This is a genomic window from Brevundimonas sp. RM1, from assembly GCF_052907225.1.
In genome coordinates this window covers 77,274-100,202 of sequence record NZ_JBRERY010000008.1, presented here as the reverse complement: position 1 = coordinate 100,202, position 22,929 = coordinate 77,274, and the positions used below count along the sequence as shown (strand labels likewise).

Here is a 22,929-nt window from a genome sequence, read left to right as displayed (position 1 = left end):
GATGATGACTCCAGAACGCTTTGAGCACCTGGCCGACGCCTATGGCGGCGATCTGCGCCGCTGGCCCGAGACCGAACGCGAGGCGGCGCGCGCCCTGGCGGCGGCGGACCTTCAGGCGGCGGCCCTGCTGCATGAGGCGGACGGCCTGGACGCCCTGCTGGACGCGGCGCCGCGCGTGGCGGCGTCCCACGCCCTGCGCGAACGGGTGATCGCGGCGGCGGTCGGCGCGGGCCTGGGCCGTCGTCGACGCGCGGGGATCGGCGTCATGGCCTGGCTGTCTGGCGCCGGCTGGGCGGCGGCGGCCTGCGCCGGCGCGGTCTTCGGCGTGGTCCTGACCGGTCAGATGACGGCGGATATCCGCGCAGACACCGTGCTGTACCAGGCCAGCCTGAGCAGCGCGGACGACACGGAGGTTCTGGGCGGATGAACGGAAGAGGCCTGAAGATCGCCCTGGCGGCGTCGGTCGCCCTGAATATCTTCGCGGTGGCGGGCGCGGGCGCGGCCTGGATGGCGGCCAAGCGAGTCAAGGAAGCCACCGCCGAGGCGCGTCAGCCGGGCCGCAGCGAGCCTGTCTGGGCGGTGGTCGAGGCCCGCCCGCCCGCCGTGCGCGACCAGATCAAGCGCGAGATGCGCGCCACGGCTCTGGAGGCCCGCCCTGACTTCGAGGAGGCGCGCGCCGCCCGCCGCGAAGCGATCGCCCTGACCCGCTCGGATCAGTTCGACCCCGTGGCGGTCGCCTCCCTGCTGGAACGATCGCGCGCGTCCGAAATGCGCGGTCGGGCGCGACTGGAATCGGGAGCGGTGGAGACCTTGAACCGCCTCAATCCGGCTGATCGCGCCGCCCTGGCGCCGATCCTGTCGCGTCATAAGTCCAGGTCGAAGGAGTCGTCGAAGTGCGCGCCCTCGACGGGGAAGACGGCGGCCAAGTCGTCGACGGCTCCTGAACCGGCGGCCTGATCGGCCCTACGCAGCGCGGGCCTGAACCCGCTGGGCCGGAGCGCCGACGGGGGCCACGGCGCCCTCGGGCGCGCGGGTCGGCAGGTCGAACCAGACGGTGGTGCCGCGCCCCGGTTCGCTCTCGATCGTCATGGCGCCGCCGTGCAGTTCGATCAGCGACTTGGTCAGGGCCAGGCCCAGACCCGTCCCTTGCGTCGACTTGGAATGCTGACCCTCGACCTGTTCGAACGGCTGGGCCAGCCGCTCCAGATCCTTGGCGGCGATGCCGATGCCGGTGTCCACGACCGAGACGCGCACGGTCGCGGCGTCGCGCGGCGCGACCTTCACCGATACGGCGCCGCCCTCGGGCGTGAACTTCACCGCATTGGAGATCAGGTTCAGCAGCACCTGCTTCAGGCCGCGCTGATCGGCCTCGATATGCAGATCCTCGGGGCAGTCCAGCGTCAGGGCCAGTTGCGCCTCCTGGGCCTTGCCGCGCATCAGCCGCACCGCTTCGGCGCACAGCACGTCCAGCGCCATCGGCTCATAGTGCAGGGTCAGCTTGCCCGCCTCGATCTTGGCCATGTCGAGGATGTCGTTGATCAGGCTGAGCAGATGCTGGCCTGAGCCGTGGATGTCGGCGGCGTAGCCCTTGTAGCGACGGTCGCCCAGAGGACCGAACATCTCGGCCGCCATGATCTCAGAGAAGCCGTTGATGGCGTTCAGCGGGGTCCGCAGCTCATGGCTCATATTGGCCAGGAACTCGGACTTGGCCTGATTGGCGGCTTCGGCGCGGGTCATGGCGACCTCATATTTGCGCGCCAGCAGGGCCAGGTTCGCCTGGCTGGCCTCCAGTTCCGCCACCATGGCGCGCAGCTCGTCGGCGGCGCGGCGGCGCTCGGCCTCCTGACGGCGGATGACGGTGATGTCGGCGCAGATCACCACCGTGCCGCCGTCGCCGGTGAAGCGCTCGGCCATCTGCAGCCAGCGGCCGTCCTTCAGCTCGACCTCGCGTACCCCGGCGCGGCCCCCGGCGGAAGGGTGCTCGGCCTTGATCGCCTCGGCGGCGATGCGGTTCAGCTCGTCCTTCTGGGCGCCGGGCCGCACCACGCCCTTGGGGAAGGCGAAGGCGTCCTGGAAACCCTGGTTCCACAGGATCAGCCGCCCGCGCCGGTCGAACAGGACGAAGGCGTCGGACACGCTTTCGATGGCGTCGCGCAGGCGGCTCTCGGCGGCCTGGGCCTGGGCCTTGGTGCGGCGCGCCTCGGTGACGTCCAGCGCCACCCCCATCAGGCTGTCATAGCCGCCGTCGCGTTGCGGCTGGCGCGACTGGCCGCGCGCGTCGATCCAGCGCACGCCGCCGTTGCTCAGCGGCACCGGGAAGGCGGCCTCGAACACGCCGTCGGCCATGGCCTTGTCCAGGGCCTCGATCATCAGTTGGCGATAGCGCGGGTGGACCCGCTCGATCATGGCCTGGGTGGTCAGGGTGGTTCCCGTCTCCACCTCCAGCAGGGCGGCCATATAGTCGGACAGGGTCGCCTCGCCCCTGGCCAGATCCCATTCCCACACGCCGCAGCGGGCGGCCTCGACCGCGACGCGGAAACGCCGTTCGGTGTCGGCCCAACGTCGGCTGGCTCGCATCTGGCGCCAATTCTGCACTGCGATCACCACCAGCATCAGCACTACCAGCAGCAGGGGCGCCGCCAGCATCCAGGCGTCGTCCAGCCAGGCGGCGAAGGCGTCGGGCCGAGGCAGGCTCGCCACGACCGACAGGCCGGTGTCGCCGATCGGGGCGACGGCGGCGGTCCGGGGGCGGCCGTCCGGCCCCTTGGCCGCCTGATCCGGCGTCGCCGGCGCCTGACCCGACGGCAGGACGCTGAGACCGGCCTGCGCCAGCGTCGGCTTCAGGTTCGGCAGGGGCGTGCGGGCGACCAGGATATGACCGCCCGGCGTCGTCCGGCGCGTGGTCAGGCCGTCCTCCCCGATCGACAGTCCCACAGCTGCGTCCGGACCCAGGCGGGCGCCTCGCGCCGCCAGGGCGCGGCCGTTTGCGTCGGCGATCAGGAAGGCGGCCTCGGGGTCTTCCAGCCGAGCGCTGTCCAGCGCCTGCACCGGCTGGCCGGGCGTCTGGGTCAGAACGCGGGCGGCGGCGTCCAGGGCGCGATCGGTCTGGGCCGCGCGGGCCTCGACCTGGGCGGCGGCGAGCCGAGCCTCAAGCGTCAGGGTCTCCTGGCGGGCGGCCTCGACTTCACGGCTGGGACGGCTGTGCTCGCGGGCGAACAGCATGACATAGGCCGCCAGCGCCAGCGCCACAGCGAGCGCAAGGATGCGGACCCAGGGCGCAGAGCGCGCGGCCTGATGGTCCGTGGCCCGACGGCCCGGCCCGTAACTGCGGCGCTCGGTGCCCCGCAAGGGCGACCCTCCTGTGACGATTCAGCCGGGAATCTAGGCTGCGTCGCGGAATCCGTCGAGGGGTGGGATTAAGGTCGTTAAGCCTCGGCTTCGGCGCCGTCGCCGGGCTGGATGGGCGCAGGCGGCGGGGCGGCGATCTCGGTCATGCGGCGCAGGATGGCCTGGGCCTTGCGGGCCAGGCGCTGGGTCTCGGGCGGGGCGTCGTCCGGGGCCTCGGCGACCGAGGCCATCAACTCGCGCGCCAGGTCCATCAGCTCCGGCGCGCCCGCGATCAGGCGAGCCTGGAACTCGACGCGCTGCGGGTCGCGGTCGTATTCGGCGCCGGGCACGCGCCAGCCGCCCCAGTCGGCCTTGTCGGTGACGACGACGGGATAGCTGCCGGGGAAGGGGTGATGGGCGCAGTCGGCCGGATCCTGCCACTTGTTGCGCGCGCGCAGGATGCGCCAGTCGCCCAGGGCGCCGGCGGCGGGATTGCCTGAGGGAACCTGAAGCTCGGCCGCTGCGAATTCCCGGCCCAGCCCCACATCGTAGGTGATGCGGACCGGCTCGTCGAAGCCCTTGGCCCAGACAGGATTGACCTTCTCGACCTGGGCCCAGACGCCGACGCTCTCGACCCAGACCTTCTGGCCTTTCTGGAACTGGGCGCGCGCCATTCCGAACTTCCCGTGCTGAAAGAAGGGAATGATGCGGCCGCGGCCGTTATCGTCGGGTTCCGCGACGTGGTTAGCGGCGGTTAACCCTAGGGGCGGGAGATTTCTTCCAGCGCCTCGCCGGCGTAGCGTTCTTTAACCCGCGTCGAGAGGTCTCCCAGCGAAACCACGCCGACCAGGCGGCCGTCCTTGTCGACCACCGGCAGGCGGCGGATCTGGCGCGAGGACATCAGATCCAGCGCGACCTTCAGGTCGTCGTCGGCCCGCACCACCAGGGCGTCGCGCGACAGGACGTCCAGCACACGCGCCTCCGGCCCCGCGCCCGAGGCGACGGCGCGCACCACGATGTCGCGGTCGGTCAGGGCGCCGATCAGCCGGTCGCCGTCGGCCACGGGGATGAAGCCGAAATCGCCCGCCGCCATGCGCCCGGCGACGTTCTGAAGGGTGTCTTCAGGGCGGGCGACCTGCACGTCCTTGCTCATCACGTCGCGAATCTTCATGGCCATCTCCCTTGGCGCGGCCGTTGCGGCCTGGCCTTAAGGAACCCGCGCCGCCGGTCGCGGTTCCGGCGGCGCGGGGACGCTCAGGGTTCCCGACGTTCCGGCAGGCTCTGGGCGGCGCGGACCAACTGGACGAACTCAGCCCGCTCGCCGTAGGGATCGTCGCCGCGCGCGCCCTGGGCCAGATCCAGCACCCGATCCCAGCCGTAGTCGGGCGCCATCCACGGATCGCCGCGCAGCTTCTGACCGAAGGCGGCGACGGCCAGGGCCCACCGCGTGGCCTCGGGCGGAGCGTCGGTGCGCGAACGGTCGGTCAGCGGCTGCTGGATCAGCTCGGAACGCTGCTGGCCGGGCTGTTTGTAGCGCACCTGGATGAAGCCCAATTCGCCGTTCGGATCGCCGCCGCCGGTTGCGATGCGGTTGTCGGCATAGCGGCGCTCGGGAATCTGGGTCGGCCCGCCGACGGGCGTGATCTCATACAAGGCCGTGACGGAAGCGCCCGAGCCGACCTCGCCCGCGTCGACGGCGTCGTTGCTGAAGTCCTCTTCGTTCAGCAGGCGGGTTTCATAGCCGATCAGCCGCCATTCGGCGACGCGCGCCGGATTGAACTCGACCTGGATCTTCACGTCGTCGGCGATGGGAAAGGCGCCCCGGTCGAACATCGGCCCGAACAGACGACGCGCTTCTTTCAGGTCGTCGACATAGGCCGCCGTTCCGTTGCCCGCCTGGGCGATCGCCTGCATCCGGGCGTCCTGATAGTTGCCGCGTCCGAAGCCGTAGACGGACAGGTAGATGCCCGTCCTGCGCTTGTCGGCGACGTAGTCCTCCAGCCGCTTGTCGTCGGTGACGCCGACGTTGAAGTCGCCGTCGGTGAACATCAGGATGCGGTTGACCTTGTCCCGGCCGAAGCTGGCCTGGGCCTGGTCATAGGCGTTGGTCATGCCGGTGGCCCCGGCCGTGCCGCCCGAAGCCCGCAAGGAGGCGACCGCGCAGCGCAGCTTCAGCTTCTGCGTCCCGGCGGTGGGGGCCAGCGTCGTGCCGGCGCCTTCGGCGTAATAGGCCACGGCGACGCGATCCTGGGGCCGCAAGCGGTCGATGATCAGGTTCATCGACTGCTTGGCCAGATCCAGCTTGTCCGGGCTGTTCATCGAACCGGACACGTCGACCAGGAAGGTCAGGTTCAGCGGGCGGCGCTGGTTCTCGGGCAACTCATAGCCCTGCAGGCCCACATGGACGATCCGGCGACCTTCGGACCACGGCGAGGCCGTGGTGGTCGCCGTAACGGCGAAGGGCCGCGCGGCCGAGGTCGGGCGGGTGTAGCCGTAGTCGAAATAGTTGATCATCTCCTCGACCCGCACGGCGTCGCGCGGCGGAGCCCTGCCGTTGTCGATGAAGCGACGGACGTTGGCGTAGGCGGCCGTGTCCACGTCGATGGAGAAGGTCGAGACCGGCTGGTCCGCCGTGCGCTTGACCGCATTGAGCGTGGCGTCGGGATAGCGTTCGGTGTCGACGGGACGCGGCGGGGCCAGGGCGCCTGACGGAAACCGCACGATCCGCGAGCCGCTGACGACCATGCTGCTCGCTGTGGGAGACCCGGGAGGAGGAGGAGGAGGAGGAGGAGGAGGAGGAGGAGGAGGAGGAGGAGGAGCTCCGATCGGAGGCGGCGGCGGTCCGGGAACGATGACCGGCGGGCCGCTGTACTCGACTCGGTCTTGCTTCTTTGTCGCCTCGATCGGAAGGGTCACAGGCGGAGGGGGCGCGGAACGAGACGGCCGCTCAGCAGACGGCGGCGCCAGATCGAAGCCGACTGCGCGGCATGCGGCAGGACTGGGCGTTCCGTCCTCGATCGGGGGAGGCGCAGCGGTTGCGCCAACTGGGGCGGGCGCGACGGTCATGACAGCGGCGACGGCGGCGAGGATCATGCTGGGCGTGCGGTGCTTTGGATAGGCTTGGGGCATATGTCGGTCTCCTCCGTCCCTGTCGATTATCATGGAGCATGACGATGTTCGGCGAAACTGTGGCGAAGGTTCTTCGTCCTGAGCGTTTGTAGGGTCGAGTGTGGCGAAGAAGCTTCAGCGCTGCCGCCTCTCGCCATTGGGTCGTTTCATCCCCACTATGGCGATCCAGATGCAAAGGTGAGCGATGGCCGAGGCGACGACGGGACTGGAACTGGGCCATGTGGCCGCGCTGCTGGCGGCGGGCGTGGTGGCCGTGCCGATCTTCCGCAAGCTGGGGTTGGGCTCGGTGCTCGGCTATCTGGCGGCGGGCGTCGCCATCGGTCCTTTCGGGCTGGCCCTGTTCCGTGAGCCGCAGACCATCCTGCACGTCGCCGAGTTCGGCGTGGTCATCTTCCTGTTCATCATCGGCCTGGAGATGCGGCCCAAGCGGCTGTGGGGGATGCGCAGGGAGATCTTCGGCCTGGGGGCAGCCCAGGTCGGCCTGGCGGGCCTGGCCCTGACGCTGGCGGCTATGGCGGCGGGCGTGTCGGCCCCGGTGGCCTTCGTCGGGGCCATGGGCTTCGTCATGTCCTCGACCGCCGTCATCGTGCAGATGCTGGAAGAGCGCGGCGACCTGCCGACGCCCAGCGGACAGCGCGCCGTGTCCATCCTGCTGTTCGAGGATCTGGCCATCGTGCCCCTGCTGGCCATCGTCGCCCTGCTGGGCGCGTCTATGGGCCATTCGGCCGAGAGCACGACGCCCCTGTGGCAGTCGATCGGCCTTGCGCTGGCGGCCCTGGCGGGCGTGCTGGCGGTGGGGATCTACGCCATCAATCCGGTGTTCCGCTTCCTGGCCCGCAACGGCGGGCGCGAGGTGATGACGGCCGCCGCCCTGCTGGTCGTGGCGGGCACGGCCTGGATCATGGACGGGGTCGGCCTGTCGATGGCCATGGGCGCCTTCCTGGCGGGGGTGCTGCTGTCCGACTCGACCTTCCGGCATCAGCTGGAAGCGGATGTCGAGCCGTTCCGCGCCATTCTGCTGGGCCTGTTCTTCCTGTCGGTCGGCATGGCGCTGGACATCGGCGTGGTGATCAACGACTGGCGCATCGTCGTGGCGGGGCTGGCGGCCTTCATGGTGGTCAAGGCCCTGGTCATCTATGTCGTCGCCCGCGTGTTCAAGGCGCGCCACCATGAAGCGATCGAGCGCGCGGCCCTGTTCGCGCAAGGGGGCGAGTTCGCCTTCGTCCTCTACAGCGCCGCTGCGACGGCGGGAGTGATCGACGCCCAGGCGAGCGCGGCCCTGACGGCCATCGTCATCCTGTCGATGGCGCTGACGCCGCTGACGACCCTGGCGTTGAAGCGCTTCCTGCCTAAGGAGGCGGGCCTGTCGCCGGAAGACGCCGAGGGCGTGGACGCCGCCGACGGCCTGCGCGGTCAGGTGCTGATCATCGGCTTCGGCCGTTTCGCCCAGGTGGTGTCGCAGCCGCTGCTGGCGCGCGACGTGGACGTGTCGATCATCGAGAACGACGTGGAGATGATCCAGGCGGCCGGAAACTTCGGCTTCAAGGTCTACTACGGCGACGGCACGCGCCTCGACACGCTTCGGGCCTCGGGCGCGGGCAAGGCCGAGGCGGTGCTGGTCTGCGTCGACAAGCCGGAGGCCGCCGACAAGATCGTGCAACTGGTCAAGTCCGAGTTCCCCGGCGTGAAGCTGATGGTGCGGGCCTTCGACCGCGGCCATTCGCTGCGCCTGATCCAGGCGGGGGTCGATTATCAGGTGCGCGAGACCTTTGAGTCCGCCCTCCGGTTCGGCCAGGCCGTTCTGGAGGAGCTGGGCCTGCCGGAAGACGAGGTCGCCGACGTCATCGCCGACGTGCGCCGTCGCGACGAGGCGCGCCTGGACCTGGACCTGACCGGCGGGCTGAAGGCCGGGGCCGCTCTGATGCGCGGCAATATGCCGACGCCGCAGCCGACGCCCTACATCAAGCCGCACCGCGAAGGGCGTCTGGTCAATGAGGACGAGGCTCCGCCCGAGGCTGTCATCGAGCCGGCTGCACAGAAGGCGGACTGACCCGGCATGGCGAGCATCGACCTGGCCAAGCGGGCCTATGACCACGGCTGGCGCCTGGACCCCATCGTCCGCAGCCTGCTGGACACCGACTTCTACAAGCTGCTGATGCTGCAGCTGATCTGGCGCCGGTTCCGCGACGCGCCCGTGACCTTCTCGGTCATCAACCGCACGACTTCGGCGCGGCTGGCCGAGGAAGTGGACGAGGCCGAACTGCGCGCTCAACTGGACCATGCCCGGTCCCTGCGCTTCACCAACCGGGAGCTGATCTGGCTGGGCGGCAACACCTTCTACGGCGTGAAGTCGATCTTCAGCCCGGACTTCCTGGCCTGGCTGGCTGACTATCGCCTGCCGGACTACGACCTGTCGCGCGGCGCCGACGGTCAGTACCGGCTGGAGTTCTCAGGAAGCTGGGCGGACGTCACCCTGTGGGAAATTCCCGCCCTGTCGATCCTGAACGAGCTGCGTAGCCGCCGGGCCCTTCGCCGCATGGGCCGCTTCGAACTGGACATTCTCTATTCACGCGCCAAGACCAAGCTGTGGAGCAAGATCGAGCGACTGCGACAGCTGGAGCCGCTGGCCCTGTCGGACTTCGGCACGCGCCGCCGCCACGGCTTCCTGTGGCAGGGCTGGTGCGTCGAGGCGCTGAAGGAGGGACTGGGCGGCGCCTTCATCGGCACCTCCAACGTGCTGCTGGCCATGAACAACGACCTTGAGGCCATCGGCACCAACGGCCACGAACTGCCCATGGTGCTGGCCGCGATGGCGGGCGAGGATGAGGCGGCCCTGCGCGCGGCGCCCTATCGGGTGCTGGAGGAATGGCGGGCGGCCTATGACGGCAATCTGCTGATCGCCCTGCCGGACGCCTTTGGCACGCAAGCCTTCCTCGACGACGCGCCCGACTGGCTAGCCGACTGGAAGGGTTTCCGTCCCGATTCCGCCCCGCCGATCGAGGGCGGCGAGATCATCATGAAGTGGTGGGCGTCCAAGGGCCGCGACCCGCGCGAGCGCCTGCTGGTGCTGGCCGACGGGTTGGACGTCGACGGCATCGAGGCGGCCCACGCCCACTTCAAGGGCCGGGTGCGCACCAGCTTCGGCTGGGGCACAAACCTGACCAACGACTTCCGCGATTGCGCTCCGGTCGAGGCGCCGGAACTGCTGCCCCTGTCGCTGGTCTGCAAGGTGACCCAGGCGGCGGGCCGTCCGGCGGTCAAGCTGTCGGATAACGTCGAAAAGGCCACCGGCGACCGGGCCGAGATCGAACGCTATCTGCGCGTGTTCGGCGAGGCGGGACGCGGGCGTCAGGCCGTGCGCGTCTGAGACGGAACCGCTAAGCTTGGTTGGACATTTGGCTATCAGCGGCGCCGGGCGCCGCCCATAATTTCAGCGGGACACGCTTCCATGACCACCTACAACGTCGGCTACATCATCGGCAGCCTGGCCAAGGGCTCGATCAACCGCAAGCTGGCCAAGGCTCTGGTCAAGCTGGCGCCGGACAAGCTGAACATGAGCGAGATCAGCTTCGCCGACCTGCCGCTCTATTCCTACGACTACGACGCCGACTATCCGGCCGTGGCCCAGGATTTCAAGGCGGCGATCAAGCGCTCTGACGCCATCCTGATCGTTACGCCGGAGTATAATCGCTCCGTTCCCGGCGGCTTGAAGAACGCCCTGGACTGGGCCAGCCGCCCCTACGGCACCAACGTCTTCAAGAACAAGCCGACGGCGGTGATCGGCGCCTCGCCCGGCGCCATCGGCACGGCGGTGGGGCAACAAACCCTGCGCCCCATCCTCGGCTTTCTTCAGGCCCCGCAGATGAATGCGGTCGAGGCCTATATCCAGTTCAAACCGGACCTGATCGACGACGACGGAAACGTCAGCGTCCCCGGCACCGAGCAGTTCCTGCGCGACTATATGGAAGCCTTCCATCAGCACATGGCGCGGGTGCTGACCGTCCTGCCGCGCGACGCCTGAGGCGGCGTCAGGCGTCCAGCGACCAGACGCGCGTGCGCTTGACCTCCTGGTCCTCCAGTTCGCGCGTCGTCGGCACGCGGTATTCGGCCAGCAGGCTGAGGCCCTCTTTCGGGAAGTAGGTGCGGCCCGGATCGCCGACCAGCACGCTAGACCCGGCCGCGCGCGCCTGCTTCAGCCAGGCCAGCATCGCCGCGGCCATCGGCCCCTCATAGAAGACGTCCCCGGCGCAGATCAGGTCGAAGGCCGCAGGCGGGGCCTCCAGCAGGTTGTCGGCGGTGAAGGCGATCTCGACGCCGTTGGCCTCAGCGTTCGCCGCCACCGCCGCTGCGCAGAAGGGATCTATGTCGGCGGCCAGAACCGAGGCCGCGCCCGCCTTCATCGCCGCGATGCCGACGAGGCCCGAGCCCGTCGCCAGATCCAGCACGCGACGTCCCTCAACTGCCTGCGGATGGTCCAGCAGCCAGCGCGCCAGCGCCTGTCCGCCCGCCCAGGCGAAGGCCCAGAACGGCGGCGGCAGGCCCATTTCGCCCAGCTCTTCCTCTGTCAGCCGCCAGATGGGCGTGACCTCATCGGCCAGCCACAGCGAAACCTCCGGCGTGTGGGAGACGGGCTGAAGACGGGTGTTGTCGCGGATGAAACGGGCGGGGTCGGCGATCCGTCTAGTCGAGTTCACGGGCGCCCTCGATCACGGCCTGATAGACCAGCGACCGATCCGGTCCGCGCGTCATGTGCAGCAGCACCCAGGTCGAACCCTTGCGCGCCACGACCACCCGCAGCTGATCGTTGAACACGCCGTCGGCGAACCCGGCGGGCGCCACGGCGTCGCTGAGCAGGATCAGCGCCCCCATGCCCGAGCCGCAGCGGGCGATGCCGGTGCAGGAAAAGACGGTCTCATAGCCGCCCTCGCGCAACGCTTCCTCATAGTGGCGCGCCATGTCGATCGGCGCGACGGCGGGGCGGATGGCGTAGTCCAGGTGGCTGATCTGGCCCTGCAGGCGCAGGGCGTTTTCCGGGGCGCCGCTTTCAGCCACCGCGCCGGTCGGCAGGGTGATCTCAGCCACCGACAACTGGCGCCAGGCGCGGATGCGCGCGCCGTCCATGCGCGGCAGGTCTTCATAGTCGCGCGCGCCCCGGACATCCTGCTCGACGGCGGGCGGGGCAGGCGAGGCGGCCGGGGCCGCAAGGGGCGCGGCGGCCGTCAGGACGGCCAGGACGAAGGCGGGAAGGCTACGCATGACGACAAGCTAGGGGCCGCCGAAGGCGCTGGCAAGAAAGTCAGGACAGGCTGATAAAAAGTCAGGTTGACATGACATGAAGGCGGTGTAAGGTTGGCCTTACACAAAGTCAGGAGCGCCTGCCATGTTGACCCTTTCCAAACAACAGACCCCCGCCGGGCGTCGCTACGTCCTGCGGACCTTCGCCTTTATGGTCCCTTATGTGGCGATCTGCGTGGCGATGATGACCACTGACGCCTTCGACGGCGTGATGGGGCGTCCTGCGGGTTGGGTGCTGGCGGCCGCCGTGGCCGCTCCGGTTATCGGCCAGATCTGGGCGACGCTGTCGCTGATGCGGGAAAGCGATGAGTTCGTGCGCATGGTCACGGCCAAGCAGTTCATCATCGCCTCCGGCCTGGCGATGGCGGCGGCGACCTTCTGGGGATTCGGCGAGACGTTCGCCGGAGCGCCGCATCTGCCGGCCTGGCTGATCTATCCGTTGTTCTGGGCGGCCTTCGGTCTGGTTTCACCCTTCATTCAGTCGTCGAACTGATGAAGAACCGGCTGAAATTGCTGCGCGCCGAGCGCAACTGGACCCAGGAGCAGCTGGGTCAGGCGCTGGGGGTGTCGCGCCAGGCGGTCAACGCCCTGGAGACCGAGAAGCACGATCCGTCGCTCGACCTGGCCTATCGCATCGCCGCCCTGTTCGAGCGGCCGGTCGAGGACATCTTCGAGAACCCGCACGCCTGACGCGTAAAGTCAGGAAAACCTTACTCGCCTGTTTCGCTTCATCGTCGCCATCCTCGGGCCTGATCCGAGGGGCGAACCCTGCTGCGCGTTGAACCGCGGGCAGGTCCAACACGCAAAGGAAACGCCATGACCAAGATCTCCGCACCCGCCAAGACCCTGCGCGCCTTCATCCTGGCCGCCGCCGTCGGCTTCAGCGCCGCCAGCATCGTCTCCCCAGCCCAGGCCGAACCGGCCCGCGCCGAGGCGCCCGCCTTCGTCTCTGATCGGCTGTCGGTCGAGGTGATGGGGCAGGGGCCGGACGTGATCCTGATCCCCGGCTTCGCCTCCTCGCGCGAGGTGTGGCGTCCGCTGGCCCAGCGTCTGTCGGCGACGCATCGCGTCCATCTGGTGCAACTGGCCGGTTTCGCGGGCGAGGCGTGGACGCACGGCGACGGCGTCTTCATCCAGCCTGTCGTGGATGAACTGGCGCGCTATGCGGCGACGCTGGACCGGCCTGCCGTCATCGGCCATTCGATGGGCGGGCTCAGCGGTCTTCTGTTGGCGCAGCAGCGTCCCGAGGCGGTCAGCCGCGTGATGAGCGTCGACAGCCTGCCCTTCTTCAGCGCCATGTTCGGCCCGCAGGTCACGCCGCAGACGGCTAAGCCCTTCGCCGATCAGGCCGCCGCCTCCATCCTGAACGCGGACGAAGCGGCCTTTCGCATTCAGCAGGAACGCACCGCTGTCGGCATGATGCGCGACGAGGCCGGGCGCGCCGCCATGGTCGACTGGTCGATGGCCTCGAACCGCCAGGCGATGGCCTCGGCGATCCGCGAGGTGATGACGACCGACGCGCGGCCCGGCCTGGCGGCCATGACCACGCCGGTCTGGGCGGTCTACGCCTCGGACGCGGACGGCGGCGCGCCCGCCGCCATGGCCGACGCCCTGTGGAGCCGCGAATACGCCGCCCTGTCGGGCGTGACGCTGAAGCGCGTCGACGGCGCCCGGCACTTCATCATGATCGATCAGCCTGACCGGCTGGACGCCCTGGTCGACGCCTTCCTGAAGCGCGAGGACTGATCGCGGATCAGGCGGCGGGCGCCTTCAGCCGCAGGTCGTCGGTGACGTCGCCCGCCTTGGTCGGGGCGCCCGCAAACTCGCCCGCGTATTCCGGCGACAGGGCGCTCTGGAAGGCCGACAGCGGCAGGGTCAGGTAATAGGCGCCCTCGACATAGGGACCGACCGCATAGGCGTCGAGCAGGAAGGTCAGGCCGCCCGCCTTACCCGGAACCGAGCCGGGCGCCAGGGTCACGGCCACGTCCTTCAGCTTGGGGCAGGCCCACATCTCGCCGCTGGTCGAGACCGGCTCGGCGCCGGGACGCTTGGTCTTGGCGGTGTTTACCGCCTGGCACAGGGCGCGCTCCAGGCCGGTCTTGTCGGCCTTGTCGGCGAACAGTTCGGCGGCGGCGATGCGGCGGCCTTCGGTCTTGTCCCACAGCAGGCCGGTGGCGACCGTGTTCGGGTGGGCGCCGCCCGAATAGTCGAAGTCGGTCCGCATCAGGCTGAACAGGCGGCCGGTCTCGATCGGGGCGCCGTAGACGATGGTCTTCTCATAGGGCGGCATGCCCTCGGGCGATCCGGCCTCGGTGCGGTCGGCCTGGGCGCCCTCGGCGTATTCCTTCAGCTTGGCCACCTCGTCGCGGTACAGCGGGGTGTAGAGCGCCGGATAGGACAGCACGTTTTCCGGCAGGCTCAGGCTGACCTTGGCGTAGGGCGTGGCGCTGTCGTACTTCAGCGGCCCTTCGACGGCGTGGGCGGAGGCGGCCGGCGCGGCGGGCGTCTCCTTCTTCTCATTGCGTTGGCACGCGGCGAGCGAGGCCGAGACGGCGGCGGCGACGAGAAGGACGCGAAGGGGGCGCGAAGGGATCATGCCGGGCTCCTTTGGAACGGTTCGATCAGAAAGCTAGGCCGTTGAACGCGATGGCGGCCAGAAGGATCAACCCCGCATCGCGATTTGATTTGAAAAGACGCAAGGAAAGTTTCGGGTCGTCCGGCTGCAACCGCCGCACCTGCCAGACGAAATGCAGGGCGTAGAGCGCCAGACCGACATAGAAGACCGGCCCCAGGCCCGCGACGTAGCCCGCCGCGCCCGCCAGGGCCACGGCCAGGACGTAAAAGACGGCCACGCCTTCCTTCACCTTGCCGCCCAACGCCCGCGCCGAGGACTTCACCCCGGCCATGACGTCGTCCTCGATGTCCTGAAGCGCGTAGATGGTGTCGTAGCCCAGGGTCCAGAAGATCCCGCCCGCGTAGAGCAGCCCCGCTGACAGGGCGAGGTTCCCCGTGCGGTTCAGGCCCTCGGCTATCCAGTAGCTGTCCCCGCTGGCCTTCACGCTTAGGACATAGAGCCAGCCGAGCGCGAACAGGCCTCCTGTCGCCGCCGCGAAGCCCAACAGGGCGCCCCAGTTGAAGGTCAGGCCCAGCCACGCCTGCGGCCACCAGGTGATGCGCTTCATGAAGGGATAAGCCGCCACCAGCCCCAGCGACAGGGCGCCCAGCAGCACCGACGTCAGGTTCATCGTCAGCAGGATGCACAGGCTGATGAGGCTGAGGCCGCCGACGAAGGCCCAGGCCTGTTTGACGCTGATCTGGCCCGCCGGAATGGGGCGCAGGGCCGTGCGGGCCACCTGAGCGTCGAAGTCGCGGTCGACGATGTCGTTCACCGCACAGCCCGCCCCGCGCATCAGGGCCGCGCCGACGGCGAAGCCGACGACCAGCCACAGCTCATAGCCGCCGAACGGTCGGTCATACTGGTTCAGCGCCAGCATGATCCCTTGCCAGCCGGGCAGCAGCAACAGCCACGTCCCGATCGGCCGGTCGAAGCGGCCCAGCTTCAGCCAGGGCTTCAGCCGCTCGGGCGCATGGCGGTCGACCCAGTTCTGGCCGGCGGCGTCGGGAAGCGGGGCTGTGTTCATGCGGACCGTCTTAGCCCTCCATGCGGCGCCGGGTGAAGGGGGCGCGTCGGATCGCAGTTTCATGAAGTTTCTTGCCGGAGCCGGACCGGGGGTGGACAGGGGGCGCCCTATCCGTCACTTGGCGCGAATGGCTCGCAGCTCCATCCCCCGCAGCGTCTGGATTCTGGGCCTCGTCAGCCTGCTGATGGATGTCTCGTCGGAGATGATCCAGACGCTTCTGCCCATCTATCTGGTGGTGGGGCTGGGCGCTTCGGCGGTGATGATCGGTCTGATCGAAGGCTTTTCCGTCGTCGTGGCGACGGCGGTGAAGTTCCTGTCGGGCTTCTGGTCCGACCGCATTGCGCGGCCCAAATGGCTGGCGGTGGCGGGCTATGGGCTGGCGGCCCTGTCCAAGCCGATCTTCCCTCTGGCGGCCTCGGTCGAGGGGGTGCTGCTGGCCAAGGGGGTGGACCGGATCGGCAAGGGCGTCCGCACCGCCCCGCGCGACGCCCTGGTCGCCGCCGTGACGCCGCCGGACATTCGCGGCCGCGCCTTCGGCCTGAGAAAGTCGCTGGATACGGTCGGCGGTTTCGTCGGCCCGCTGCTGGCGATCGGGCTGATGGTGGTGCTGGCGAACGATATCAAGGCGGTGTTCTGGCTGGCCTCCATCCCGGCCTTCCTGGCCGTGGCCCTGCTGGTCGGCGGCGTGTCTGATCCGCCGCGCCCGGACGAGGGCGCCAGGAAGCCGCCCAGCCTGAAGGGGGCGCTGCGTCTGGACGCCGCCACCTGGACCATGATCGCCCTGACGGCGGTGATCGGCCTGGCGCGGTTCAGCGAGTCCTTCCTGCTGATGAAGGGGCTGGACGTCGGCGTCCCCGCCGCCTTCGCGCCGGCGGCCATCGTCCTGCTGCACCTGGTGTTCGGCCTGGCCGCCTTCCCGGTGGGGGCGCTGTCGGACCGCATCGGCCGCACCTCCCTGCTGCTGCTCAGCCTGGTCTTCCTGGCCGCCGCCGACGTGGCGCTGGCGCTGGCGAGCGATCAGGTCGTCTTCTATCTGGGCGTGGCCCTGTGGGGCCTGCACATGGGCTTTTCCCAGGGCCTGCTGATGACCCTGATCGCTGATGCGGCGCCCGCTCACCTGCGCGGCTCAGCGTTCGGCCTGTTCGCGCTGATCTCGGGCCTGATCGCCTTGGCGGGCAATGTGGCGGCGGGCCTGCTGTGGGACGGCTTCGGCCCGCAGGCGACCTTTGCGGTCGGCGCGGTGTTGAGCCTCGTCTGCGCCCTGGGCGTCGCCGGGTGGATGCGGCTTCAGGCGGCGCGCAGCCGTTCCAGCGCCTCGGAGTAACGACGCGACAGCGGGGCCTCCAGCGCGCCCAGCTCCACGGTCCAGTCGCCTGACCCTTCAGGCCGCAGGCCGGTCATTCGCGCGGCGTTGACCAGCCAGCCCCGGTGCGTCCGCACGAAGCCGAAGCGCGCCAGCTCGCCCTCGACCGCCGCCAGGGTGACGCGCATCAGGGGCCTGCGCCCGTCGGCCAGGACGAACTCGACGTAGTTGCCCGCCGAGGTCGCGGCCAGAATGTCGCCCAGCGGCGCCCGGATCAGCCGCGTCCCGTCGCGGATGTCGAAGCTGACGGGCCGCAGCGGCGTCTCGCGCGCCTCGCGCAGGCTGCGCACGCCCCAGAAGACGCCGATGAACAGGGCGTAGCTCAGCATGTCCTTACGCAGTTCATAGACGAAGCGCTCGATAGGCGGGCCATAGTCATAGACCTCGCCCAGCAGGGCGTAGACGCCATGCCGCATCGCCACCATCAGCACGACGTGCAGCAGGCTGTAGAGGCAGGCGGCGCCCAGATGCACGGCCAGAAACCGTCCTCGCGCCCGCCAGCCTTCGTGCAGCAGCGATGGCGGCGCCGCGTCCGCCGCCCGCCACGGCAGCCAGATCAACAGCATCAGCGCCAGCGCGCTGGACCCCTCCCACAGCCACGGGGCCCAGGGGCGCAGGCCTGGCCAGTCGGCCAGCACGGTCAGGGCGTTGACCACCAGAAACGCCAGGGTGACGGCGAGCAGGATCGAACCCCCGGCCAGCAGGTCGCGCCGGTCCGCCCCGTTCGTCCCGACAGGCGCGCCGCTCGTCCCGGCGCTCCGCGATCCGGCCCCGGCGTCTGACCGGACGGCCCCTATGCCTTGCCGGGCGCGGGGCGGCGGAGGCACGGCCGATGGCGTCGTTTCCGTCATTTCAGGTCGCCCATGTCGTCAGAACCCCTCGCACCCGAACCCCTCGCAGCGATGCGCCGCCATGACCTGGACTGGATCCGGGTCGGGGCCTTCATGCTGCTGATCCTCTATCACGTCGGCATGTTCTACGTGCCTTGGGACTGGCATGTGAACAGCCCGCAGCCGGTCGAATGGCTGGAGCCGGTGATGCAACTGACCAATCCCTGGCGGCTGACCCTGCTGTTTCTGGTCTCGGGCGCCGCGACCCGGTTCCTGTTCGACAGCTTCCAGCGCGAAGGGAAGGGCGCCGCGCGCCGTTTCGCGGGGTCGCGCAGCTGGCGCCTGCTGCCGCCGCTGCTGTTTGCCATGTTCGTGATCGTGCCGCCGCAGTCCTATTACGAAGTGGTCGAGGCGGCGCAGGGACTGGGCGTGGTCGATCCGGCGCGCTCGCCCTGGCTGGCGGACTTCTGGCTGAAGTACGCTACAGCGTCCGGCGGCTGGTGCGACGCCGACGGCTGCCTGACCACGCCGACGTGGAACCACATGTGGTTCGTGGCCTATCTGTTCGTCTACAGTCTGGTGCTGGCGGGGCTGCTGGCGTTCGGACGCGGCTGGCTGCCTATGATCCAGTCCGGGCTGGAGCGCGCCTTGAAGGGCTGGGGTCTGCTGATCTGGCCGGTGCTGTGGCTGTTCGTTCTGCGCTGGACGCTGGCGCGGATCTTCCCGACGACCCACGCCCTGACCGACGACTGGTACAACCACGCGGTGTCGTTCAGCGCCTTCCTGTTCGGCTTTCTCAGCGTGCGCTCGGCGGTGCTGAAGGCGGCCTATGAGCGGCTGCGGCGACCGGCGCTGATCTTGGGTCTGTGCGCCTGGGCGGGATGGGCCGTCTATGCCTGGACCTATCGCGACGCGGGAACGCCGCCCGAAGCGCTGAGAGCCGCCATGCGCCTCGTCTATGCGCTGGATCAGTGGGCCTTCATCGCCGCCGTGCTGGGCTATGGCGCGCGCTATCTGAACCGGGGCGGGCCGTGGCTGCGCTATCTGACGGGTGGAGTCTTCTGCTTCTACATCGTGCACCAGACGATCACCGTGGTCGCGGCCTACCACCTGTCGAAGCTGGCTCTGCCGCAGGGGCTGGAGGCGGGGCTGCTGATCGCCGTCACCTTCGGCGGCTGCTGGGCCGCCTATGAGGTCGCGCGCCGCCTGGGACCGCTGGGCCTGCTGCTGGGCGTGAAGACCCCGCTTGCGCGCCGGGATCGTCCCGCTAGGCTCGATCGCCAGAAACAGCAGCCGGTCGGACAAGACGGATGACGATACGCACGAAGCCCCCATTTCCCTGGTTGCTGGCCCTGACCTGGCTGGTGCTGCTGGGCGCGGCCGTCGGGGGCTTCCTGACCGGCGAGTTCAGCGTCACCTTCGTCGGCGCCGGGACGTTTCTGCTGACCCTGATTCCGTTCTGGCTGGCGCCGCGCATCGGGCTGAACCTGCCGATCGGCTTCGTCACCGCCATCGCCGTCTTCCTGTGCGCCACCCTGTTCCTGGGCGAGATGGGCGACTTCTACGAGCGTTACTGGTGGTGGGACGTGGTGTTGCACGGCGGTTCGGCCGTGGCCTTCGGCCTGGTCGGCGCCCTGTTGATGCTGATGCTGGTGCAGGGCCGCCAGTTGAAGGCCGCGCCCCTGACGGTGGCCTTCTTCGCCTTCTGCTTCGCCGTGACCATCGGCGCCCTGTGGGAGATCTGGGAGTTCATGCTGGACCAGGTGTTCGGCCTCAACACCCAGAAGTCCGGCCTGGTCGACACCATGTGGGATCTGATCGTTGATTCCATCGGCGCCCTGATCGGGGCGGGCGCCGGTTGGGCCTATCTGAAGGGGCGCCAGGGCGGGCCGCTGGTGCGGGCCATGCGCGCTTTCGTCGACAAGAATCGGCGGCTGTTCGGCGGCTAGGCGGTCAGGTTTCGCCGGGGTGTCGTCCCGCGCGTTGGGGCAGCAACAGAATAAGCGCCACGATCGCCGCCGCCAGAACAGCCGACGCCAGCGGGCGGCTCAGAGCCAGGCCGCCGTGGTCCAATGGTTTGTCCAGGAAGTCTCCGACCGTGGCGCCCAGCGGCCGGGTCAGGATGAAGGCGGCCCAGAACAGGAAGATCTGGTTCGCCCTGGTCCAGAAGTAGAGACCGGCCACGACGGCCAGCAGGGCGCTGAATACGAAGGCGGCGCCGACATAGCCCAAGCCGCCGCTGTCCGCGGTCCAGTCGCCGAGCGCGGTTCCGAGCGTCTGTGAAAAGGTGATGGTCAGCCAGTAGAAGGCCTCAGCGCGAGGGGTGGTGATCGTGTCTGAAGAGATGGATCCCGTGCTCAAACGCCAGGCGGCCAGAGAGGCCAGGACGCAGGCCAGCAGCAGCAGCGATCCGCCCGTATAGCCGATGCCTAGAGAACGGGTGGCGAAATCCGCCAGGGCGGTTCCCGCGGTGGTCGAAGCGATGATGGTCGCCCAATAGAGGAGGGGGCGGAATCGTTTCGCCGTGATCTGACGCCAGACCAGAACGACCAGCACGCTCATGAAGACGCCTGTTCCGGCTAGGTAGCCCAGCTTCATCGTCATGGTGACTGTGTCGCCGGCGGTCTCGCCTAGCGTGGTCGCCAGAATCTTGATGATCCAGAACCCCAGGGTGACAGCGGGGACTTTACTGAGGGCCTGACGTTCTTGCTCCGTCATGGTCCGTCTCCTCATGGTGTGAGGCGGTCTACTTCGCCAGCCGCCCTTGCGCCTCGTCGCCAGGGAAGACCACGTCCGGGTCCGGCTCGCGGCACTCAAGGCCGGGTCGGTCGAGGCGGCGCAGGACATGGCGCAGGATGTTCAGCCGCGCCGTCTTCTTCTGATCCGTCGCCACCACGGTCCAGGGCGCATAGTCCAGATGCGTGCGCTTCAGCATCTCGTCGCGGGCGGCGGAATAGGCGCTCCAGCGGGCCTGGGCCTCGGCGTCCAGGGACGAGACCTTGAACCGCTTCAGCGGGTGGTCGACGCGCTCCTCCAGGCGGCGGGCCTGTTCGTCGCGGCTGATGTCCAGCCACAGCTTGATCAGGATGACGCCCGACTGGGTCAGCATCCGCTCGAAATGCGGGGCGTCGTGCAGGAAGCGCTCATGCTGCTCGGGCGTGCAGAAGCCCATGACCGCCTCGACCCCGGCCCGATTGTACCAGGAGCGGTTGAAGATCACGATCTCGCCCGCCGCCGGCAGATGGGCGGCGTAGCGCTGGAAATACCATTGCGTCGTTTCGCGCTCGGTCGGCTTGGGCAGGGCGACGACGCGCGTCTGCCGCGGGGCCATGTATTCGGTCATCCGCTTGATCGCCCCGTCCTTGCCGGCGGCGTCGCGCCCCTCGAAGACGATGACGACCTTCAGCCCCTGTTCGATGGCCCAGGCCTGGGTCTCGACCATCTGGATCTGCAGGGCTTCCAGGATGTCGGCGTAGTCGTCCTTGGCCATGGGCGTGTCCTTGTGTCGCGATCGACCAACCTTGCGGCGAATTCACTGGCGTCGCCAGCCTTGCTGTTCAGGGTGCAACGCAAAAGGAGCCGAAAATGATCAATCGTCGTCATGTCCTGGCCGTCGGCGCCGCGGCCGCAGTCGCGCCATCGGCGGCGCGCGCCCAAGGCGAAGGAGCGTTCGACGCCGCCCTGACGACGGCCTTCGACGGGGTCAAGCCGATCGCCCTGGCGGGCGGGGTCGTGACGGCCCAAGGACTGACCTGGTCCGGCGTGCGCGGCGTGCGGCGCGCGGGAGGGGACGATCCGGCGACGACGGACGACCGTTGGCACCTGGGCTCCAACACCAAGGCGATGACGGCGGCGCTGTTCGCCCGCCTGGTCGAGCAGGGACGGGCGCGCTGGGCCATGCCGCTGGCCGAAGCCTTTCCCGACCTGACGATCGACGCGGGCTGGGACGGCGCGACGCTGGACGACTTCATGACCCACACGGCGGGGCTGAAGGACGAGGCGGTCATGGGCATGGCCTGGCTGATGACCGCCCGCGCCGACCCTCAATCCCTGCCCGCACAGCGCCGCGCCATCGTCGAGAAGGCGCTGGCCGCCCCGCCGTCCGGCGCGCGCAGGACGTTCGCCTATGGCAACGCCAACTATGTGCTGGTCGGAGCGGCGATCGAGGTCGTCACCGGCGGCTCGTGGGAAGAGGCCATGCAGGCCGAGGTGTTCGGCCCTCTAGGCCTGGCCTCGGCGGGGTTCGGCGCGCCGGCTGGAAGCGACAACGCCTGGGGGCACCGCCGCATGGGCGAGACGGCCGTGTCGATGGACCCAGTCGATCCGGGTTCGGACAATCCTCTGGCGCTCGGCCCGGCGGGCACGGTTCACATGACGGCGGCCGACTACGCCCGCTTTCTACAGGTCTTCCTGACCGAAGGCGGCGGCTGGCTGAAACCGGAGACGGTGCGGCTTCTCGTCACGCCGGGCGAAGGGCGCAACTACGCCTATGGCTGGATCGTCCTGCCGCCCCAGCCGTGGGCCAAGGGGCTCGTAATCGCGCATGAGGGCTCGAACACCCTGTGGCACGCCATCGCCCTGGTCGATCCGGCGGGCGGCCGGGCCGTCTTCGGCCTGTCCAACGACGGCGGGCGCGGCGGCCCGGCCTGTCAGGCCATGGCTATGGAAATGCTGGGTATCTGAGCCCGCTATAGCCGCTTCTGCGCTTCTGGAGCGGCGTTTCTTCGGTGTTTGCACGGGGCGGAACGTCGTCTGTTCGGCCATGTGCAGTCGTCGGACCTCATCACTGCGCGTCGGTGCGTGGTCGGTTGGGCGCCAAGAAGCGCAAGCTGCGCGCGTCGCGGCGAAATTAACTGTAAAGCCTGTCGGCTCGGTTTCGCTTTACAGTTGACCGCTGTGGATAGTCGGGTGACAACATCGCCGCAGTCCGGATTTCACGTGGGGTCCAAACCCGCGTCTTGCTCCTTCGCCTGAACGAGCTTGTCCAGATGGGCTGACGGGCGATCCTGCTAGGACGTCCGCCTGGAAAAGCGCGTTTACGGAGACGCAATATGGCGACCGGCACGGTCAAGTGGTTCAACCCCACGAAGGGCTTCGGCTTCATTCAACCCGACACGGGCGGCGCGGACGTTTTCGTCCACATCACCGCCGTGCAAAAGGCGGGTCTGGTGGGTCTCGATGACAACGCCAAGGTCGAGTACGAGCTGGAAACCCAGCGCGGCAAGACTTCGGCCGTGGATCTCAAGCTCCTCTAAGGCCTTACGGACCTTCTGGTTCGTGAAAAGAAGAAGACGCGGAGGGCGACCTCCGCGTCTTTTTTTGTCGCGCCTCGCAGGGATCGACC

At 68.9% G+C, this 22,929-nt stretch carries 24 protein-coding genes; 13 read left to right on the top strand and 11 right to left on the bottom strand.

What is annotated here, in order from left to right; genetic code table 11:
* The first annotated feature begins 1 nt into the window (after window position 1).
* Window positions 2–427 carry a hypothetical protein gene (locus tag ACU5AP_RS09690; RefSeq protein ID WP_232463925.1) on the top strand — a complete coding sequence of 142 codons (426 nt, stop codon included), beginning with the start codon at window positions 2–4 and terminating at the stop codon, window positions 425–427.
* Window positions 424–957 (top strand): periplasmic heavy metal sensor, encoded by a 534-nt coding sequence (locus tag ACU5AP_RS09685; protein ID WP_446681142.1) that lies wholly within the window; start codon window positions 424–426, stop codon window positions 955–957. The genes ACU5AP_RS09690 and ACU5AP_RS09685 overlap by 4 nt, the downstream gene beginning before the upstream one ends.
* A 6-nt stretch (window positions 958–963) precedes the next feature.
* On the opposite strand, the gene ACU5AP_RS09680 is transcribed toward ACU5AP_RS09685, so the two are convergent.
* From ACU5AP_RS09680 to ACU5AP_RS09665, 4 genes are all read right to left on the bottom strand, one after another.
* Entirely contained in the window at window positions 964–3,348 is a 2,385-nt protein-coding gene (locus ACU5AP_RS09680) for a cache domain-containing sensor histidine kinase (protein WP_128719619.1), read from the bottom strand.
* 77 nt (window positions 3,349–3,425) lie between these two features.
* Window positions 3,426–4,001 (bottom strand): hypothetical protein, encoded by a 576-nt coding sequence (locus ACU5AP_RS09675; protein WP_076223499.1) that lies wholly within the window; start codon window positions 3,999–4,001, stop codon window positions 3,426–3,428.
* Window positions 4,002–4,087: 86 nt separating this feature from the next.
* Window positions 4,088–4,498 carry a CBS domain-containing protein gene (locus ACU5AP_RS09670; protein WP_046651853.1) on the bottom strand — a complete coding sequence of 137 codons (411 nt, stop codon included), beginning with the start codon at window positions 4,496–4,498 and terminating at the stop codon, window positions 4,088–4,090.
* A gap of 83 nt (window positions 4,499–4,581) precedes the next feature.
* On the bottom strand, window positions 4,582–6,072 hold the full coding sequence (locus ACU5AP_RS09665) for a vWA domain-containing protein (RefSeq protein WP_128719620.1): 1,491 nt from the start codon (window positions 6,070–6,072) through the stop codon (window positions 4,582–4,584).
* 568 nt (window positions 6,073–6,640) lie between these two features.
* Here ACU5AP_RS09665 and ACU5AP_RS09660 point away from each other — a divergent pair.
* The 3 genes from ACU5AP_RS09660 to ACU5AP_RS09650 all read left to right on the top strand — a co-directional run bounded on the left by ACU5AP_RS09660 (window position 6,641) and on the right by ACU5AP_RS09650 (window position 10,477).
* A complete protein-coding gene (locus tag ACU5AP_RS09660; protein WP_446681141.1) occupies window positions 6,641–8,506 on the top strand; it encodes a monovalent cation:proton antiporter-2 (CPA2) family protein in 1,866 nt (621 codons plus the stop codon).
* A 6-nt stretch (window positions 8,507–8,512) separates the two neighbouring features.
* Complete coding sequence (locus ACU5AP_RS09655; protein ID WP_446681140.1) at window positions 8,513–9,823, top strand: nicotinate phosphoribosyltransferase; 1,311 nt, start codon at window positions 8,513–8,515, stop codon at window positions 9,821–9,823.
* An 81-nt stretch (window positions 9,824–9,904) separates the two neighbouring features.
* The gene (locus ACU5AP_RS09650; protein ID WP_003163623.1) at window positions 9,905–10,477 is read left to right on the top strand and encodes an NADPH-dependent FMN reductase; all 573 of its coding nucleotides are present in this window, start codon (window positions 9,905–9,907) and stop codon (window positions 10,475–10,477) included.
* Window positions 10,478–10,484: 7 nt separating this feature from the next.
* Here ACU5AP_RS09650 and ACU5AP_RS09645 read toward each other — a convergent pair whose 3' ends face one another.
* Complete coding sequence (locus ACU5AP_RS09645) at window positions 10,485–11,150, bottom strand: class I SAM-dependent methyltransferase (RefSeq protein WP_446681139.1); 666 nt, start codon at window positions 11,148–11,150, stop codon at window positions 10,485–10,487.
* The gene (locus ACU5AP_RS09640) at window positions 11,137–11,712 is read right to left on the bottom strand and encodes a hypothetical protein (RefSeq protein WP_128719626.1); all 576 of its coding nucleotides are present in this window, start codon (window positions 11,710–11,712) and stop codon (window positions 11,137–11,139) included. The genes ACU5AP_RS09645 and ACU5AP_RS09640 overlap by 14 nt, the downstream gene beginning before the upstream one ends.
* A 124-nt stretch (window positions 11,713–11,836) precedes the next feature.
* Here ACU5AP_RS09640 and ACU5AP_RS09635 point away from each other — a divergent pair, with 124 nt between their 5' ends.
* From ACU5AP_RS09635 to ACU5AP_RS09625, 3 genes are all read left to right on the top strand, one after another.
* Window positions 11,837–12,244, top strand: coding sequence for a hypothetical protein (locus ACU5AP_RS09635; RefSeq protein WP_128719627.1), 408 nt, complete (start codon window positions 11,837–11,839; stop codon window positions 12,242–12,244).
* Window positions 12,244–12,441, top strand: coding sequence for a helix-turn-helix transcriptional regulator (locus ACU5AP_RS09630; protein ID WP_128719628.1), 198 nt, complete (start codon window positions 12,244–12,246; stop codon window positions 12,439–12,441). Before ACU5AP_RS09635 ends, ACU5AP_RS09630 begins: the two co-directional genes overlap by 1 nt.
* 126 nt (window positions 12,442–12,567) lie before the next feature.
* Window positions 12,568–13,497 carry an alpha/beta fold hydrolase gene (locus ACU5AP_RS09625; RefSeq protein ID WP_128719629.1) on the top strand — a complete coding sequence of 310 codons (930 nt, stop codon included), beginning with the start codon at window positions 12,568–12,570 and terminating at the stop codon, window positions 13,495–13,497.
* A 7-nt stretch (window positions 13,498–13,504) separates the two neighbouring features.
* Here ACU5AP_RS09625 and ACU5AP_RS09620 read toward each other — a convergent pair whose 3' ends face one another.
* A complete protein-coding gene (locus tag ACU5AP_RS09620) occupies window positions 13,505–14,347 on the bottom strand; it encodes a DUF3298 and DUF4163 domain-containing protein (RefSeq protein WP_128719630.1) in 843 nt (280 codons plus the stop codon).
* Window positions 14,348–14,372: 25 nt separating this feature from the next.
* The gene (locus ACU5AP_RS09615; protein WP_128719631.1) at window positions 14,373–15,392 is read right to left on the bottom strand and encodes a UbiA family prenyltransferase; all 1,020 of its coding nucleotides are present in this window, start codon (window positions 15,390–15,392) and stop codon (window positions 14,373–14,375) included.
* Window positions 15,393–15,519: 127 nt separating this feature from the next.
* On the opposite strand from ACU5AP_RS09615, the gene ACU5AP_RS09610 reads away from it, so the two are divergent.
* Window positions 15,520–16,716 carry an MFS transporter gene (locus tag ACU5AP_RS09610; protein ID WP_128719632.1) on the top strand — a complete coding sequence of 399 codons (1,197 nt, stop codon included), beginning with the start codon at window positions 15,520–15,522 and terminating at the stop codon, window positions 16,714–16,716.
* Here ACU5AP_RS09610 and ACU5AP_RS09605 read toward each other — a convergent pair.
* Complete coding sequence (locus ACU5AP_RS09605) at window positions 16,680–17,606, bottom strand: LytTR family DNA-binding domain-containing protein (RefSeq protein ID WP_223850937.1); 927 nt, start codon at window positions 17,604–17,606, stop codon at window positions 16,680–16,682. The two genes, ACU5AP_RS09610 and ACU5AP_RS09605, sit on opposite strands and share 37 nt — an antisense overlap.
* Window positions 17,607–17,657: 51 nt before the next feature.
* Here ACU5AP_RS09605 and ACU5AP_RS09600 point away from each other — a divergent pair, with 51 nt between their 5' ends.
* Together ACU5AP_RS09600 and ACU5AP_RS09595 are read left to right on the top strand one after the other, a co-directional pair.
* On the top strand, window positions 17,658–18,899 hold the full coding sequence (locus tag ACU5AP_RS09600; RefSeq protein ID WP_128719633.1) for an acyltransferase family protein: 1,242 nt from the start codon (window positions 17,658–17,660) through the stop codon (window positions 18,897–18,899).
* Window positions 18,896–19,534: a hypothetical protein gene (locus tag ACU5AP_RS09595; protein ID WP_081461798.1), complete on the top strand. Its 639-nt coding sequence runs from the start codon at window positions 18,896–18,898 to the stop codon at window positions 19,532–19,534. The genes ACU5AP_RS09600 and ACU5AP_RS09595 overlap by 4 nt, the downstream gene beginning before the upstream one ends.
* A 4-nt stretch (window positions 19,535–19,538) precedes the next feature.
* Here ACU5AP_RS09595 and ACU5AP_RS09590 read toward each other — a convergent pair whose 3' ends face one another.
* Both ACU5AP_RS09590 and ppk2 read right to left on the bottom strand, forming a co-directional pair.
* Window positions 19,539–20,303, bottom strand: a complete 765-nt coding sequence (locus ACU5AP_RS09590; RefSeq protein ID WP_128719634.1) for a COG4705 family protein — start codon at window positions 20,301–20,303, stop codon at window positions 19,539–19,541.
* A gap of 28 nt (window positions 20,304–20,331) precedes the next feature.
* Entirely contained in the window at window positions 20,332–21,075 is a 744-nt protein-coding gene (gene ppk2 / locus ACU5AP_RS09585; RefSeq protein ID WP_046651664.1) for a polyphosphate kinase 2, read from the bottom strand.
* 95 nt (window positions 21,076–21,170) lie between these two features.
* Here ppk2 and ACU5AP_RS09580 point away from each other — a divergent pair, with 95 nt between their 5' ends.
* Entirely contained in the window at window positions 21,171–22,268 is a 1,098-nt protein-coding gene (locus ACU5AP_RS09580) for a serine hydrolase domain-containing protein (RefSeq protein ID WP_446681138.1), read from the top strand.
* A 368-nt stretch (window positions 22,269–22,636) separates the two neighbouring features.
* On the top strand, window positions 22,637–22,840 hold the full coding sequence (locus ACU5AP_RS09575) for a cold-shock protein (RefSeq protein ID WP_003163611.1): 204 nt from the start codon (window positions 22,637–22,639) through the stop codon (window positions 22,838–22,840).
* The last annotated feature ends 89 nt before the right edge of the window (window positions 22,841–22,929 follow it).